General features: G+C 67.2%; 11 protein-coding genes. 2 read left to right on the forward strand and 9 right to left on the reverse strand.

Features of this window, described 5'->3' with window-relative positions; all coding sequences use genetic code 11:
- The first annotated feature begins 166 nt into the window (after positions 1 to 166).
- Positions 167 to 2,431, forward strand: coding sequence for a glycogen debranching protein GlgX (gene glgX / locus U9979_RS20980; protein ID WP_322780732.1), 2,265 nt, complete (start codon positions 167 to 169; stop codon positions 2,429 to 2,431).
- Positions 2,432 to 2,501: 70 nt separating this feature from the next.
- On the opposite strand, the gene glgP is transcribed toward glgX, so the two are convergent.
- From glgP to U9979_RS21005, 5 genes are all read right to left on the reverse strand, one after another.
- Complete coding sequence (gene glgP, locus U9979_RS20985; protein ID WP_322748868.1) at positions 2,502 to 5,060, reverse strand: alpha-glucan family phosphorylase; 2,559 nt, start codon at positions 5,058 to 5,060, stop codon at positions 2,502 to 2,504.
- A gap of 103 nt (positions 5,061 to 5,163) precedes the next feature.
- A complete protein-coding gene (gene acs, locus U9979_RS20990) occupies positions 5,164 to 7,185 on the reverse strand; it encodes an acetate--CoA ligase (RefSeq protein WP_322780719.1) in 2,022 nt (673 codons plus the stop codon).
- Positions 7,186 to 7,335: 150 nt separating this feature from the next.
- Positions 7,336 to 8,829: an MFS transporter gene (locus U9979_RS20995; RefSeq protein ID WP_322748866.1), complete on the reverse strand. Its 1,494-nt coding sequence runs from the start codon at positions 8,827 to 8,829 to the stop codon at positions 7,336 to 7,338.
- A gap of 105 nt (positions 8,830 to 8,934) precedes the next feature.
- A complete protein-coding gene (locus U9979_RS21000) occupies positions 8,935 to 9,552 on the reverse strand; it encodes a TetR/AcrR family transcriptional regulator (RefSeq protein ID WP_322780720.1) in 618 nt (205 codons plus the stop codon).
- Between the two features lie 196 nt (positions 9,553 to 9,748).
- Complete coding sequence (locus U9979_RS21005; RefSeq protein WP_322748864.1) at positions 9,749 to 10,642, reverse strand: sucrose-6-phosphate hydrolase; 894 nt, start codon at positions 10,640 to 10,642, stop codon at positions 9,749 to 9,751.
- 374 nt (positions 10,643 to 11,016) lie between these two features.
- Between U9979_RS21005 and U9979_RS21010 the strand changes: the two genes are divergently transcribed.
- A complete protein-coding gene (locus tag U9979_RS21010) occupies positions 11,017 to 11,505 on the forward strand; it encodes a hypothetical protein (protein WP_322780721.1) in 489 nt (162 codons plus the stop codon).
- Positions 11,506 to 11,586: 81 nt separating this feature from the next.
- On the opposite strand, the gene U9979_RS21015 is transcribed toward U9979_RS21010, so the two are convergent.
- The 4 genes from U9979_RS21015 to U9979_RS21030 all read right to left on the reverse strand — a co-directional run bounded on the left by U9979_RS21015 (position 11,587) and on the right by U9979_RS21030 (position 16,888).
- Positions 11,587 to 12,720: a cysteine protease StiP family protein gene (locus U9979_RS21015; protein WP_322780722.1), complete on the reverse strand. Its 1,134-nt coding sequence runs from the start codon at positions 12,718 to 12,720 to the stop codon at positions 11,587 to 11,589.
- Positions 12,717 to 14,069: a phosphoribosyltransferase family protein gene (locus tag U9979_RS21020; protein ID WP_322780723.1), complete on the reverse strand. Its 1,353-nt coding sequence runs from the start codon at positions 14,067 to 14,069 to the stop codon at positions 12,717 to 12,719. Before U9979_RS21020 ends, U9979_RS21015 begins: the two co-directional genes overlap by 4 nt.
- Before the next feature lie 69 nt (positions 14,070 to 14,138).
- Positions 14,139 to 15,326 carry an HpcH/HpaI aldolase/citrate lyase family protein gene (locus tag U9979_RS21025; protein WP_322748860.1) on the reverse strand — a complete coding sequence of 396 codons (1,188 nt, stop codon included), beginning with the start codon at positions 15,324 to 15,326 and terminating at the stop codon, positions 14,139 to 14,141.
- A gap of 284 nt (positions 15,327 to 15,610) precedes the next feature.
- Complete coding sequence (locus U9979_RS21030; protein WP_322766380.1) at positions 15,611 to 16,888, reverse strand: glycoside hydrolase family 26 protein; 1,278 nt, start codon at positions 16,886 to 16,888, stop codon at positions 15,611 to 15,613.
- Positions 16,889 to 16,921 lie beyond the last annotated feature (33 nt).

Raw genomic sequence — 16,921 nt, forward strand, 5'->3', positions numbered from 1 at the left:
ATCGGTGCCGCGCTTTCCGGACCCCTGACGCACCTTAGGCCGTAACCGCCTGATCTTCACGGATACGTCATGAGCACGGTCCGACATCGACCCCGGCCTCTGATCGCCACGTGAGGTGATCTCCTACCGCGAGCGCCTGCATCATTCGACAGCTACCGTGACGGACGTGACGACGCTGTCCCCGGTCCGAGGCATCGTGGATCTGTCCCACCGCGCCCTACCCGGGTCGTCCGACCCGCTCGGCGTGCACTGGGACGGATCCGGTGTCAACGTTGCGGTGGCAGCCCCCAATGCCGCCGCGGTTGAGATCTGCCTGTTCGACGGTCAGGGCATCGAGAATCGCTACCGGCTGCCTGAACGTGACGGCGGGGTATGGCACGGCTACCTGCCCGGTGTCGGGCCGGGCCAGCGCTACGGTCTGCGCGCACACGGGCCGTACGCCCCCGACCGTGGCCTGCGCTACAACCCGGCGAAGCTTCTCGTCGATCCATACGCCCGCATGCTGACCGGCGGTCTTGTCCTGCATCCGGCGATCTCGGGTTTCGACGAGACCGACCCGTACTCGGACAGCTCGGACGGGCGCGACTCCGCGGCCTTCGTCCCGCGATGCGTGGTCGTCGACCCCCGGCCGTGCAGTACCGACCCGATCCCCGACCCGGCCGCCAACCGGCCGGGCACACCCTGGCCCGACACGGTCCTCTACGAGCTGCACGTGAAGGGGTTCACCCACGGGCACCCCGATGTCCCGACCGGCCAGCGGGGCACCTACGCGGGGCTGGCACACCCGGCGGTCATCGACCACCTGCGTACCCTCGGTGTCACCGCCGTCGAGCTGCTGCCCGTCCACGCGAACCTCTCCGAACCGACGCTGTCGCAGCGGGGCCTGGTCAACTACTGGGGCTACAACACCCTGGGCTTCTTCGCCCCGCATCCGGGCTACGCGGCCACGGACAATCCGGTGGCCGAGTTCCGGGCCATGGTCCATGACCTGCACGCGGCCGGTATCGAGGTCATCCTGGATGTGGTCTTCAACCACACCGCCGAAGGCAGCGAACGCGGGCCGACACTGTCGCTGCGCGGGCTGGACAACACCACGTACTACCGGGTGGAGCCGAGTGATCCACGCCGGTACCGGGATGTGACCGGATGCGGCAACACCCTGAACACCTCATCCCCGCACGTGATCAAATTGATCATGGACTCGTTGCGCTACTGGGTCACCGAGATGGGTGTGGACGGGTACCGGTTCGACCTGGCAACCGCGCTCGCCCGCAACCCCGACGGATTCGACCCGGCCGCGCCACTGCTGACCGCCATCCACGCCGACCCGCTGCTGTCAGGTGTGAAGCTCATCGCCGAGCCATGGGACGTCGGCTGGGGCGGCTACCAGGTCGGCGCCTTCCCCGCGCCATGGGTGGAATGGAACGGCCACTACCGCGACACCGTCCGTGCGGCCTGGACCCAGCGCGCGTCCGGTGTGGCCGAGCTGGGTTACCGGATCACCGGATCGAGCGACCTGTACCAGCACTCGGGCCGGCGGCCGTGGGCTTCGGTCAACTTCGTGACCGCACACGACGGCTTCACCCTGGCCGATCTCGTCTCCCACGCCGAGAAACACAACGAGGCCAACGGCGAGGGAAACCGCGACGGCGACGGCTTCAACCACTCGACGAACTGCGGCGTGGAGGGCCCGACCGATGATCCGGACGTGCTGGCCTGCCGGCGCCACACCCGCCGCGCGCTACTCGCGACGCTGCTGCTGTCGGCGGGCGTACCCATGCTGCTCGCCGGGGACGAGTTCGGCCGTTCGCAGAACGGCAACAACAATGCCTACTGCCAGGACAACGCGATCTCCTGGCTCCGCTGGCCCACCGGCGCACCGACAGACGGGCCGGTGGACGGGCCGGTGGACGGGCCGGCCGGCGGCGGCCCGTCATCCCCGACCGACCCCGCCGGAGACGATCCGATGCTGCTCGGGCTCGTCAGCGGCCTGGTGGCGCTGCGGCGGGCGTCGCAGACACTGCGCCGCCAGGCGTTCTTCCGCGGCGGCCCGTCCAGCATCGGGTCGCTCGCGGACATCACCTGGTTTCGCGCCGACGGAACAATCATGCCGGACGCCGACTGGAACTCACCACTGGTCCACACGGTCGTGGCCCATCTGTCCGGACGGACGCTGCCCTGGCGCACGCCGGACGGCGCCACCGTTACCGGCGACAGCTTCCTGCTCGTCCTGCATCCCGACCCTGGTGAGGTGACCGTCGTCCTGCCGGGTGAGCCGTGGGCCAACGCCTACGAGCTGCTGCTGGACACCTCCGCCGAGGACCTCGCCGGCTTCCCCGGCACCCTCGACGGATCTGCCCGGCACCTGGACGCCGATCAGGAGCTCCACGTCACCGGACGCGCGGTCCTGCTCCTGCGCGCCACCGGATAACCGGGTGGGGGGCTGCCGGGGTACGACCGGGCCCCCCACCCGGTGGCGCGCAGGAGCAGGTGGGATCCGGTCAGTCGGGATTCGCCACGAGCCCGAGTTCCGCCGGCGAAGCGAGCTGCGGATGTCGCGGAAGCACCCGGACGGTGTAGCCGAAGGCCCCCGTCCGCCGCAACGGGATGGTGCCTTCGAAGCGCAGCCCGCCGCCCTCGCCGGCACCGGTGTGGGCCAGCGCGACGGTGGCTGAGTCGAGCAACCGGTCGGCCTCGTCGATGCGACCATAGGACGCCTGAACCTCTACGTCCCCAAGGTCCAGGCCACCGAGCTCGACAGTTGCCCGGACCACCAACGACTGCCCGACCTGGGGGGTGTCACCGAGCCCGGCCGAGTCGACGTTGACGACCCGCACGGCTGGCCATGCCTGGCGGATCCGTGCCTTCCAGCCCGCGAGCTCGCGTGCCCCGAGCAGCCCGTCGGCCGCGGCCACCCGCGCAGAGGCCGCGGCGGGCAGGTAGTACCGCTCGACGTATTCCCGCACCATCCGGGTGGCGAGCACCTGCGGGCCGAGCGTGGACAGGGTGTGCTTGACCATCGAGGTCCACTGGCGAGGAGGCGCGCCCGCGCCGGCGACGTCGTAGAACCGTGCGGTGACCGTGTTCTCCAGGAGCTCGTACAGGGCGACCGACTCGAGGTCGTCACGCCGGTCGGGGTCCTCGACACCGTCCGCGGTGGGGATCGCCCAGCCGTTCTGCCCATCGAACATCTCGTCCCACCAACCGTCCCGGATGGACAGGTTGAGGCAACCGTTGAGCGCGGCCTTCATGCCCGACGTTCCGCACGCCTCCAACGGGCGCAGCGGGTTGTTCAACCACACGTCCGCACCGGAGTAGAGGAAACGCGCCATCCCGATGTCGTAGTCCGGCAGGAACACGATGCGATGACGGACCTCGGAGGAGTCCGCGAACTGCACGATCTGCTGGACGAGCTGCTTGCCGCCGTCGTCGGCCGGGTGCGCCTTGCCGGCGATGACCATCTGGATCGGGCGCTGCGGGTGGCGCAGCAGCCGGGTGAGCCGTTCCCGGTCCCGCAGCATCAGAGTGAGACGCTTGTAGGAGGGGACCCGACGGGCGAACCCGATCGTCAGGATGGCCGGGTCGAACACGCCGTCGATCCAGTCGAGCTCGCTGGGTGTGGCGCCACGCTGCAGCCACGACGTGCGCAGCCGCCGCCGAACCTCGGTCACCAGGCGTTCACGCAGTTCTCGACGCATCGACCAGACCGCGTCGTCCGACACCTGGGCGATCTTTGCGAAGCCCTCGCCGCCATCCTCGAGGGGAGATGGACCGAGCTCCCGGTCAGCAAGTTCGATCACGCTGCGCGATACCCAGGTGGCGGCATGGACGCCATTGGTGACCGAACCGATGGCGACCTCGGCCGGGTCGAACCCGGGCCACAGGCCCGAGAACATCTCGCGGCTGACGATTCCGTGGAGCCTGCTGACCCCGTTGGAGCGCTGAGCCAGCCGCAGGCCCATGTGGGCCATGTTGAACATGTTCGGGTCTGACTCCGCGCCGAGATCCAGCACGCGGTCGACGGGCACGCCCGGCCAGGCGTTGTCCCCGCCGAAGTGACGGGCCACCAGGTCCCTGGGAAACCGGTCGATTCCCGCGGGCACCGGAGTGTGGGTCGTGAACAGCGTGCCGGCGCGGGCCGCCTCCAACGCCTCGTCGAAGCTCAGGCCGGTCTCGGTCAACTCGCGGATGCGCTCCAGGCCGAGGAAACCCGCGTGGCCCTCGTTGGTGTGAAAAACCTCCGGAGTCGGGGCACCGGAAACCGCCGAGTAGGCCCGCAACGCCCGAACCCCGCCGATTCCCAGCAGCATCTCCTGGAGCAGGCGATGGTCGGTGCCACCGCCGTAGAGCCGGTCGGTGACACCCCGCTCGGCCGGCTGGTTGTCCTCGACGTCGGAGTCGAGCAGGAGCAGCGGCACCCGCCCGACCTGCGCCTTCCAGATCTGCGCGTGCAGGGTGCGGCCTTCGGGAAGCCCGATCGCGATTTTGACCGGAGCGCCCGAGGCATCGATGAGCTGGGTCAGCGGCAGGCCGTGGGGGTCGATGCCGGGATACCGCTCCTGCTGCCAGCCGTCCCGGGACAGCGACTGCACGAAATAGCCAGCCCGGTAGAGAAGACCCACCCCGACGATCGGCACCCCGAGATCGCTGGCGGTCTTGAGATGGTCGCCGGCGAGAATCCCCAGGCCGCCGGAGTACTGGGGCAGCACCTCGGTGATGCCGAACTCCGGGGAAAAGTAGGCGATCGCCCTCGGGGCATCGGGCAGCGCCTGGTACCAGCGTGGAGCGGTCAGGTATTCCTGCAGATCATCGGCGGCGTCGTGCAGGCGGCGGATGAAGCGGCGATCAGCTGCCAGGGTCTCAAGGCGCTCGTGGTCGACCTCGCCGAGCAAGCGAACCGGATCCCCTTTGCAGGAGCGCCACAGTTCGGGATCAACGGACTCAAAAAGATCGAGTGTCTCCGGGTGCCATGACCAGCGGAGGTTCAGCACAAGCTCGCCGAGCGGGAGGAGTTGCTCGGGGAGCTGTGCACGGACGGTGAAGCGTCGAAGGGCTCTCACGAAGTTGTGAGCCTAGACACCGCCGAGCGCCGGAATCCACCCGGGTGTCGGCAGGCCAGGATGCAGCCGGGCCCTCGGCCACCCGACGCCCCGAACCCCCTGCTCACTCGTCCGGGCCGGCTGCGGCGACTTTCGCGGACAAAGCCCCCATTACCATCGGATCGCGCAGAGTCGTAACGTCGCCGAGCTCGCGCCCCTCGGCGATGTCACGCAACAGCCGTCGCATGATCTTCCCTGAGCGTGTCTTCGGGAGGTCGTCGGCCCAGATCACCTGCTTGGGACGGGCCAGCTTCCCTATTCGCGCGGCCACATGGTCGCGGATCTCTTTTACCATCGCATCGTCGCCGACACGATCCCCAACCAATGTGACAAAAGCAACAATGGCCTGGCCGGTCTGGTCGTCGGACCGGGCGACGACGGCAGCCTCCGCCACCGCCTCGTGGGCGACGATCGCCGACTCGACCTCGGCCGTCGACAGGCGGTGGCCCGACACATTGATCACATCGTCGATCCGGCCGATGATCCAGAAATAGCCGTCGGCATCGCGCCGGGCCGCGTCACCGACGACATACACGCTCCGACCGAATCGGGAGAAATAGGTCTGCACGAACCGTTCGTCGTCCCGATAGAGCGTCCGAAGCATCGACGGCCACGGCTTGGTGATCACTAGGATGCCGGTGCCCTCGGTGATCGGCGCGCCATCCTCGGACAGCAGTGCCGGTGAGATCCCGGGCAACGCGGTCGTGGCCGAACCAGGCTTGGTCGACGTCACACCCGGCACCGGAGAGATCATGATCGCACCGGTCTCGGTCTGCCACCAGGTGTCGACGATGGGGCAACGCCCACCGCCGATCACCTTGTGGTACCACAGCCACGCCTTCGGATTGATCGGCTCGCCCACGGTGCCCAGCAGTCGCAGGGAGGACAGGTCGTGCCTGCCCGGGTACTGCGGGCCCCACTTGATGCACGTCCGGATCGCCGTCGGAGCAGTGTAGAAAATCGTGACCTTGAACTCATCGATGATCTTCCACCAGATGTCCCGGTCGGGATAATCGGGAGCGCCTTCGAACATCACGCTGGTCGCGCCGTTGGACAGCGGCCCGTAGACGATGTAGGAATGCCCGGTGATCCAGCCGACGTCGGCCGAGCACCAGTAGACGTCCGAGGCCTGGTCAAGGTCGAAGACGAGCCGGTGGGTGTAGGTCGCCCCGGTCAGGTATCCCCCGGTGGTGTGCAGGATACCCTTGGGCTTGGCCGTGGAGCCGGAGCTGTAGAGAATGAACAGCGGATGTTCGGCATCCATCGGCTCGGCCGGGCACACCGGGTCGACCCGCTCGCACAGCTCGTCGTACCAGACGTCCCGGCCGGCGAGCATCGGGGCGGGTATGCCGGTCGAACGGACCACGACGATGTGCTCAAGGGTTTTCACCTCGCCGAGTTCGGCGTCCACCGCCTCCTTGACCGCCGCCGTCCGACCCTTGCGGCGGGCGCCGTCCACAGTGATCAACAGTTTGGCCGCGGAGACCTCCATCCGCTCACGGACCGCGGACGGGGCGAACCCGCCGAAGACGACGTTGTGGACGGCGCCGATCCGGGCGCAGGCGAGCATCGCCACCACGACTTCGGGAATCATCGGCAGAAAGATCCCGACAACGTCGCCCCGGCCGACCCCGAGGCTCTTGAGCCCATTGGCCAGCCGCTGGGTCGCGGCCAGCAGGTCGATGTAGGTCAGCGCCCGTCGTTCGCCCTCCTCGCCGACCCAGTGGAAGGCGACCTTCTCACCGCGGCCGGCTGCCACATGCCGATCCAGGCAGTTCGCCGAGACGTTGAGACGGCCGTCGGCGAACCAGCGGTAAAAAGGCGGGTTCTCATCATCGAGCACGGTCGTGAACGGGACGTCCCATGCCAGCAGGGTCCGGGCTTTGTCCGCCCAGAAAGCCACCGGGTCGGCGGCGGCCGAGTCGACATCGGCCGCATAAGCCTGCCGGGGGATGAAATCGGCCGGCGGATCGAACCGGTCGACCGACAGCATCCGCTCCAGCTCATGTTCCAGACCCCTGCCTGCGACGCTGGTCTCGGTCTGGTCGGTGCCGGCGATACCGGTGCCGTCCGCGGTGCTGGTCATGGGTCCTCCTGCGTCCGGCTGCCATGTCATCCGCATCCGGGTGTACCACGAAGTGCCGACAACCCACAGGATCCCGCCACGGTGGCGGGCCCGGCCCTGCCCGATCCGGGCACGCCACCGGGCACGCCACCGGGCACGCCACCGGGCACGCTACCCAGCGTGTACGGCACCCGCCTGCGCCGGCACCTCGTCCTTTCCGGCCCGGACGAGGACGACGATGGTCGCCAACGCGAGCAGAATCAGCACCGCGCCCCAGACGAACGCCGTCGTGTAACCGGAGATCTGCGCCTGGGCCGTGCTCTGCGGGCTGGCGCCGTGGTCGATGACATAGTTCGTCACCGCGGTGGCGAACACCGTGTTGAGCAGTGCCGTTCCCAGCGAACCACCGACCTGTTGGGTGGCGTTGACCAGGGCACTGGCCACACCGGCGTCATGGGGCTCGACACCGATAAGCGCAAGACTCGACATCGGTACGAATATCAGGCCAAGGCCGATGCTCATGAGCAGCTCACCGGGCAGGACGTGGCTGACATAGCTGGTGTCGAGACCGATCTGGGTCAACGTGAACAGACCGACCACCGTGAGCACGGTTCCGACGACCATCGGGACCTTGGGCCCGGTACGCGGCATGAGCTGGCTGGCGAGCCCGGCTGACACGATGATCCCAGCGCTGAACGGCAGGAAGGCGAATCCGGTCCGCAGCGCGCTGTATCCGAGACTCACCTGGAAGTAAAAGGTGAGAAAAAGGAACATGGCGAACAGGCCGCCACCGATGAGCAGGGACGACAGGAAGGATGCGCCGCGGTTGCGTTCCCAGACGACCCGTAGTGGAAGAAGCGGCGCGGCGCTACGTGCCTCGACGATGACGAACCCGACCAGCAACGCTCCTGCCGCCGCGAGGAACCCGAGCGTGACCGCCGAGCTCCAGCCGTCCTCAGCCGCCTTGGTGAAACCGTAGACCAGGCTGACCAGCCCGGCGGTGACGGTCAGCGTCCCGGGAATGTCGTAACGCGCTTTCCCCTCGGCCCGGCTCTCCCGCACGATCGGCAGTGCGGCGGCGGCTGTGAGCAGCGCGATCGGGACGTTGACCAGCAGGCACCAGCGCCAGGAGGTGTACTCGGTCAGCACGCCGCCGAGGATGAGCCCGAGCGCGGCGCCGCCACCGGCGATCGCGCCATAAACACCGAAGGCGCGGGCACGTTCTCTGGTCTCGGTGAACGTGACCGTGATGAGGGAGAGCGCTGCCGGCGCGAGAACCGCGGCGAATGCTCCCTGCAGCGCACGGGCGGCGAACAGGAACGAGGCGTCCGGAGCGAGGCCGCCGATCGCCGATGCCGTGGCGAAACCAAGCAGACCACCGACAAAGGCGCGCTTTCGCCCGATGAAGTCGGCGATCCGGCCGCCGAGAAGCAGCAGGCCACCGAATGCCAAGGTGTACGCGGTGACGATCCACTGCCGATCAGCCACGGAAATGTGCAGATCGGTCTGGGCCTTGGGCATGGCGATGTTCACGATGGACGCATCGAGCACTATCATCAGCTGAGCCACGGCAATAATTGCGAGCGCAAGCCATCGCCGGGAGTCGACGCTGCCCCCGGCCTCCGCTCCGATGCTTCCAGGTGGGCGTTCAACAGTCGTAGTCACTGATGCTCCTTGACCAGCCAATCCGAAGATGACGGAATAATTCGGGCGCCGGTGGACGCGCGGCCGGACACGGTGTCAGGGAATCCGGTGTCAGAAAATCCAGCTTCAGTCGTCCTCGGCGCGTACCGAGGTCATGAGCGGCAGCAGCACGTCGTCGATCATATGTTCGATGAATGCGCTGTCAAGCGGTTCGCCGGTGATGAGCAGCCGAGAGAAGAGCAGTGCGGGCATCAGCTCGTGAAAGACGTCGGCAGCCGCGGACGAACGCAGTTCGTCCCTGTCCATCGCGCGCTGCACGATGAGATCGCCGATCCAGCGCTTTTCTTCAAGCATCGGGACCCGCAGCGCCGCCGCGAGGTCGGGTGACCCCCGCATGGCCAGCAACACCCCGGCGATCAGCGCGGCATCCTCCCGGGACACATGGTCCACTATCTTGCAGACGGCATCCACGAGGTCACCGCGCAGACTGCCGGTGTCCGCGGGGACGATGTCGGCGCCACCGCTCCGTCGGCGCACGGCCTCGATGACGAGTTCGTCCTTGTTGGCCCACCGCCGGTAGATCGTCGCCTTGCTCGCCCGCGCCCGGGCTGCAACGGCGACCATGCTCATCCGCTCGTAACCGACCTCGACCAGCAGCTCGAGTGCGGCATCAAGAATGGCCTGCTCGCGGGCATCATCCCGGGGTCGACCCGGGGATCGGCCACACGGCGGCAGAGAGATCATCTCAATCCCCAACCCCTCTCGACGTCCGATCATTTTCAATACAGTACCGTACTGTACCTGAACCTGAACCTGGCCAACCGCGATGGCCACGACACGCGACATAACCACTACGGAACGCAGTACGGGGGCGATGCGGCGCAGGGCGACGGAGACGTAGCCGGCCGAGTGGTAAGCAGAAATGCGGCGCGCGCGCCGGTCAACCCACGGGGAGCTGCGCGGCGAGAATCTCCAGCAGCTCCTGCCCGCCCAGCAGTCCGGCCGCGGCGGTGATCCGCAGATTCGCGGCGCTCCAGCCGCTGTCGTGCAGCTCACCATGGGCGGGACGGACAGCGACGTCCGCGCCGGTGAGCATTCCGCGGTCGAGTAGCGAATCACCCGCCGCGGCCAGGCCGACGTCCCCGACCCGGCGCACCACTTCGGCGAGCGCCGCCTCCTTGGTCAGAACGGCCGGCACGAGGTAGACCTTGCGTCCCTGGATGGACAGGATCCATCCGTCGGCGGCAAGGTCGGCAGCGACCTCGCGGAGATCGGGGACCCCGGCACGCTCATAGGCGACGAGATACACGAACAGGTCGTCTGCAACCCGGGTGACCCTGACCCAGCCGTCGGCGGCGAGACGCTCAGCCACGGCCCGGACGCCGGTGAGCGGACCCGCCGCTGCCTCGATCCGGGCGCGGACCCGGGCCGCCCAGTCCTCATCCGGACGGCCGTCCACCAGTAGGTGGCCGCCGTTCGTCGTGATCGCGAACCTGGGACGCACACCGAGATCCACTCGCGCGTACTGGGCTCGCGTCCGCGTGGTGACCGGGACGAGGGTGGCCACGGCATCCAGCCGCGCGATCAGTTCGGCGGCCCGCGCGGTACAGAAGGCGGCCGGCTGGCCGTCAATCCGCTCAACAGTCACCAGCGCGGGTTCGCCGCTGCCTGCAGCGAGCCGGAAGGAACTCCGACTGTAGATCAACGTCTGATCAAGATCGCAGGCGACCAGCCAACGCGACGGCGGCGGAGGAGTCACGGCCGCCGACAGCGGCGGAGGTCGTGTGTCGATGGCCAGACTGTACGACGCGGATACCCGAACGATCCACACCATTACGAGAAGCCACCGTACGCACACGGCGACCACCCGTCACGATGACAAGATGGATCTGGAGGATGACTGCACCGCCAGCGCCCGCGAGTGTGAGAACCGGTTGTGAGAACCGGTTGTGACAGGCCCGGCGGGTGGACCGTTCGTCCACAGTCGGGGGCTCCGCCCGCGGCTTTTCCACAGCCCGGCAGACGGTGTTCCGTTCGACTCGCGGATCGGCGAGGCTTGTGTGCATGGCCCCGGGCCCCGGCCAGCACTCCTGGCAGAAGACAGCCGACAACCAGTGCGGCGTTATCGCGACCCGCACTGCCAGGGCGGCTGGCACAAGCCGGTCGACAATTCGATGGCGGGTCAAAGCCGGACAATGGCAGCTGCCCATGCCCGGGGTCCTCCTAACCCGGCCCGAGCCGCTCACCCGTATGCAGCTGTTGTGGTGCGTGGTCGAGTCCATCGGCCCCGGGGCTGTTCTCGGCGGTGCGTGCGCGGCGGCTCTCGGCGGTCTGCACGGGTTTGCCGAGGAGAACGTCACCGTCCTGGTACCGCCACAGCGGCGGCCGAGCCCGCGCCCCGGCGTTGTCATCCACCACAGCGCACGGCTCGGCCCCATGGACCTGTGTCCGGCGCTGTATCCGCCACGAACCCGGCTGGCTCGTTCCGTTGTCGACATGGCCAACTGGGCGACGGGGCCGCAGAATTCCCACGCCGTCCTCGCAGCCGCCGTGTACCAACGCCTGACCACCGTCGCAGAACTGCGCGCTGTGACCCGGACCCGCGGTCCGATCAGACAAAGGAATATGATCATGAAAATGCTGGACGAGCTGGAACGTGCCGACTGTTCAACGCCCGCTAAGAGCGCCCGGCAGTAGGGGCGTGGATCAAGGAGCGGGGCTGGGGTGCGTGCCCGAGCCCCGCGACGCCGCGTCCCCTATTGTCGGTCGCTCTAAATGTCAGGACGGTGCATTGAACAGCGCCCGATCAGGCCTGCCCTCGATCGGCCTGATGATCCCGACGCAGGAATACGGCAGATCGGCTCTTTCCTCCACATCCACTCCTTTGGCTGCGCAGAGCGACAGGACATGAGCCAGCTCCGCCAACCGGTCGGGCGCGACGACAACCTTCCAGGGCACTCGTCGCAACAGAACCCTGGTAGTCTCGCCGACCCCGGGCTTGACAAGGCCGATATTCGCGATGCCGTAGTCCTTCGCCAACATTTCGACAGCGCGCCAGCCGGCCCAGGTTGGAGTTCGGTCCTCCGCCTGGCCCAGACCGCGCGAGACCGCTGCCGATGCGGCGGGAAAGGCGTTCACGACGGTGTCGACATACCGGCGGGAATAATCCCGGTCAGCCAGCTGCCGATAGTATTTTGCTCCGTGAAAATCGGCCGGACCGATCAGCGTCGAATTCAGCACGGTTCTGCTCACCAGCCCACTGACCGTGGAGTTCAGGCAGCTGTGCGGGATGAGGAAGTCATCCCTGGTGCCGTAGAGCGACGTGCAGTGGCCCGGGTCTGAGATCACCGCCATGGAGCCGTCCACCCCGAGCTGCTCCGACGCCGCCTGGAGAACCTTCAGGATGGCGCCCTTGCCGGTCCAGCCGTCGACGAACTGGAGCGCCTGGCGGTCATGGCGGTCAAGAATCCACCGCAACGCGTTCTCGTCGAGCCCCCGGTCCTTGATGATGGAGACCGAGTAGTGCGTCAGCTCGAGCCCGTGCTTCCACCGGGCCCAGCGCCGCATAAGGATGCCGGCGGGCGTTCCGGCCCGCGCGAGCGACACGATGACCGGCTTCTCCTTTCTCGCAAGCACAAGCTCGGTGGCTACCCCGACCGCGGTGGCAACCCGCTCCGCCGAACGGATGAGCGCGCTTTCAAAAAGAGCAAGATAGGAATCCGAGGGCTCGTATTCGACGGGCAGGTCCTCAGAGTAATGGCGTCCCTTGGAAAAGTCCTCCTCGCGGTCCTCGGTAGGACGTTCCAGCGGGATGTCGCTGAGATCCTTCAACAAAAAGGTCACATCCGCGGGATCATAGGATCCCGAACCTACCGTGCCCGGAATGGCTCCCAGCACCGTGCCGTCGCTCAACACATTCCCCCTGCCACCCGCCCGGTCTGCCGGGTCATCGGACGCCCATCCGGGCCTCGTGTCGGTATCGTGACCACGGTCACCGGCGCGCACCGACGCAGCATCCCGACCATCCCGGACACGTCGGCTTCCGCGCCCCCACCGTTGGCGGCCGAGTCGACCACGACGACGATGTCGTCGTACAAACCCGGCCGGACGTTGTAGACATGGCTCACCCGCGCGGGATCATCCGGCGCCGGGAACGTCAGCGCGCAGCGGATCGCATAGCCTTCGGCGTCGATCGGGTAGACCGGCGAACGGGTCGTCGAGTGAAAAACCACGTCACCGGGCACGATCTCGTCGAGGGCAGCCCCGATCCGCAACGGCGTGTACATCAACTCCTCAGTACCAAGCAGGAGAATGCGTCCAGACGCATTGGTCAACACTGTGGCAATCTCACCGGCGACCAACGGGATGGCCCTGTCGAGCAGGGCCCCGTCCGCCTGCGACCAGCCATGGCGCGCACCGTCGGGAAGTTCGGCCGGCCAGTCGGGCCGCACGAAACGGACGGGATGACGCCAGGTGGGCACGTCCGGCGGATCAGCACCGAGGCCGCCGTCCCCGTGGCGGGCCCGCAGCCGCTGCGCCCGCACGGCCACATCGGGCGGCAGCACCAGCTCCCCGGCCAACAGCGATACCACCCGCACAGAAACGCCGAGACGGTCCGCAAGCTCGTTGAACGCACGGCGGGACTCCGCTGGCCGGGCGTCGAAGAGCGTCGCCACGGTGTAGGACGGCCGCGCCGCGAAGGCGTGCAACGCCTTGATCGTTCCCAGCGCGGTCCGGCCGGTCGAGAGCTCATCGTCCACCAGGATCAGCGGACGCGGTGCCCGTACCAACTCGGGATCGGTCGGCATGAGCCAGTGGAACGTGGCGTGGGAATGCGCCTCGTCGAAGTCAAGCAGGGGGGTGACACCGGGGACCACTCGACGGGTCGTATGCAGATAGTCACACCCAGCAATACCGTCCGCCACCGTATGGCCCAGCGACGTGGCAGTCTCGCAGTATCCGACCACCAGCGGCCCCGGCGTCATCGGCTCGCCCCCTGCGCCGGGGAAACCATCGCATGCCTGTGCCGCCAGTAGGCGACCAGCCGCGAGCGATTCCCGCGGACGCACCGGGAGATGTTTGCCGAGAACCCGACTGACCAGCAGGTGCGCCCGCAGCGGGTTGCGCCGCAACGCGAGCCCGACCAACCCGTGCAGACCCTTACCCACCACGTCGGATCTGATCCTGATGTCAAGCCCCAGTTCGTCCCACAACCAGTTCATGCCGTCCGAACAGTGCCCGCTGTAGCCCGCCAGGCTCACACGACCTCCGCCTTCACCGCCGTTGTCACCCGGGCACAATCCATGCACGAGCCGTACGTTATCCGGGCCTCATGACGCCCCGGTTGCGGCCAGAACATCGACGAATGTGTGGCCTTCCCGCAGGACACCGAAGGCCCGAGCCCGCCGCAGTACCGCTTCGGCCCAGGTCCGGTGCGGTCCCAGCTCGTTCATCTTGTTCGCATACCAACTGGGCCGTACCCCGCCGGCATCCTCCGCGAGAATCGCCATGGCGTCCACATACTCCTCATGGCTGGCAACATGCAGAGCGTGCACAGCAGGAACGTGACTGGGATGGATCACCGTCTTGCCCAGCAATCCGTTCGCCTTGTCGAGAACCACCTCGCGGATGAGCCGGTCAAGATCGGCGGAGACAAGACGTAACCGCATCCGGGCACCGTCCTCGCTGTCGTCGATCAGATCAGCCTCCTGGAACGGGGTGACCCGCAGGGAACTGACGAACAGACGCTCGGGCTGGGCGAAATATTCCCATACCGGGCCGCTCACCACATGATCGCCGCCGCGGGCACACACGTTGACGATGTCGGCGATGCAGTCGCGGACCACCGCGATGTCATAGATCGTCAGATCCCGGTTCCGTCGCAACCCGAACAAACCACAAAGATCAGTAGCACCCAGGCGGACCGCCAGCACAACGTCGGAATGTTTGTCGACGAGCTCCCGGACTCCCGACAACGCCCCGGCTCGGGTCTCCCTGAAGATGACCTCAGGGCTTTCCAGCACAGGCATCGCCCAGAGAATCCGGCCCAGGCGCTCCGAGGCACGCAGAACAGCCGCCAACGCCGGCGCTCCGTTCCCGGGGCCGAACTTCGGCAGGACAAAGCCGGCGAACATCTCCGCCGCGGTGGAATCAAGCCGTGCGGCCAGCAATGGTATCTGGGCGGTGTCACGGACCCGGATGAACAACAACGGGGGTCCGCCGCCAGCAGTCGGTGGGCTCTCACCCAGGTCACGAAGCGTGGCAATCACATTCGCCTCTGCCGCAGCAACCTCGTGGTCGGCGATGGCGTCCTCAAGACAGAGCACCATCGACGTCACCCCGGCGGCGACCTGACGGCGCACGTCCGCGGCAAGCGTCGGCCGCGTACCCGGGGCGTAAAGGGTGGCACCCAGGGCCGTCGCCACAAGCCGACGGTCCCCGTCCGGGAGGATCTCTTCGGGCGGACGGTGAAACAGCGCGTCCGTCCGGTCCGCGTCCAGAAAACCGAAGTGACGCACCCAGCAAACCCCCTGTGCTAGTTGGGGCCTCCGGGCGTGCGAGAAAAACCATGATCGCACACCCTTTGGCCTATCTCAGCTACGTGCGGCCTCCGGGCGTGCGAAAAACCATGATCGCACGCCCTTTGGCCTATCCGTCGTCCATTGCTAGGCGTCAGGCCTGCCAGACGGTACATCGACCACCGGCGGCGTGGAATCCGGTCCGGCAACTTCCCGACCGCTGTCATCCAGCGGACAACCGCCTGTCACCCCGGCCGGCCGACCGCGCCGCCCGGCCGAGCCGGTCACGACCCGCCGAACAACCGCTTGTACTCGGCGGCCGACCGAGCGTTCTGACCCCCATTCATGATCGTCGAACACACATTGTCCGGCGCCGAGTCGTGAAAGTAACTTTCGTAACCCATCGCGTCGGCGTTCGCGACGAACGTGTCATACATCTTCCGGATATAGAAAGGATTATCTCCGCCGCCATCGCCACCACAAGACGTCACACCCCACTCACCCACACCGACCTTCCGACCGTGCTCACGGGCGTACCGAATGAGGTGACAGAGCCCGTTGACACTGTTGCACTGCCGCGTCCACCTAGCCTCGTTCAACGACGGCGGGTAGTGATCGTAGGCATCGATGCCGACGATGTCGACGTATTCGTCGCCGGGGTAGGCATCCCATGGATTCCCGCTCGACGGCACCGGGGAATCGTGGGCGTTGAACGTCCAGTCAATCTTGACCTTCGGATCCGTGGAGCGGATGGCCGTGGCGATCCTGCGGAAACACTCCGTGAAATTCCTCGCGCTCGCATCCGCGTGCCAGTACATGTACGTGCCGTTGAACTCCCAACCGATCCGCACGATGGAGTCAGCCCGGTTTTTGCGCACGAGAAAGGCGCCGAACCTCCGCCAGTGCTCGTCATAGGCACCACGGGCACACTCGGCGTTGCCGCCCTGCCCCTGCGGGAACGGCGGCTGACTGATGACCAGTTTTCCCGGGAACGGTGCGAAATCGTCCAGCGGCCAGCTGGGCTCGGATATCGGACCCCAGCCCTGGTCGCGAATCGTGAAAACCAGGGCCACGTCGATCGGTCGGCCCCGCCATGCGCCAAAGGCCAGATAGGGCGGCAGATCGTTGGCCAGATGTACTCCGGACAGCCAGGGCAGGCCCGACAGTTTTCCCCGGGTATCCCAGACGGTGACCGGTAGCGAACCGCGGGCCGTGATAGCGCCCGATCTCGCCGTCACCGACACAGTGCCGGTAAAATCCATGGGTAGGGTGAAGCGAAGCAGAAAGCGCCCGTCCGGGTCCGCCCGGGCCGGTGCCGTGGTAGTGAGATCACCCCCGACAAGGTCGACGGTGATCTCGGCACCGGCCGGGAAACCGTGCCCACGCACCAGCACGATGTCGGTGTCGACCAGGGTCAGAGCCATCCCTGCCGGACGGCTTCCACGGAGGTTCAATCCGACCGCAACGAGCCCGGCGGCGAGGGCGACGCCGAGAAACAGCACGCCTGCGACCACCACCCGCGACCCGAGCGCGACCCGGCAGGAGCGCCGGCGGCCGAACATGGACGCCATCCTCGCGAGGAGCCTTTCGGTCGG

Source organism: Protofrankia sp. Cas4 (assembly GCF_963555915.1).
Taxonomy (GTDB): domain Bacteria; phylum Actinomycetota; class Actinomycetes; order Frankiales; family Frankiaceae; genus Protofrankia.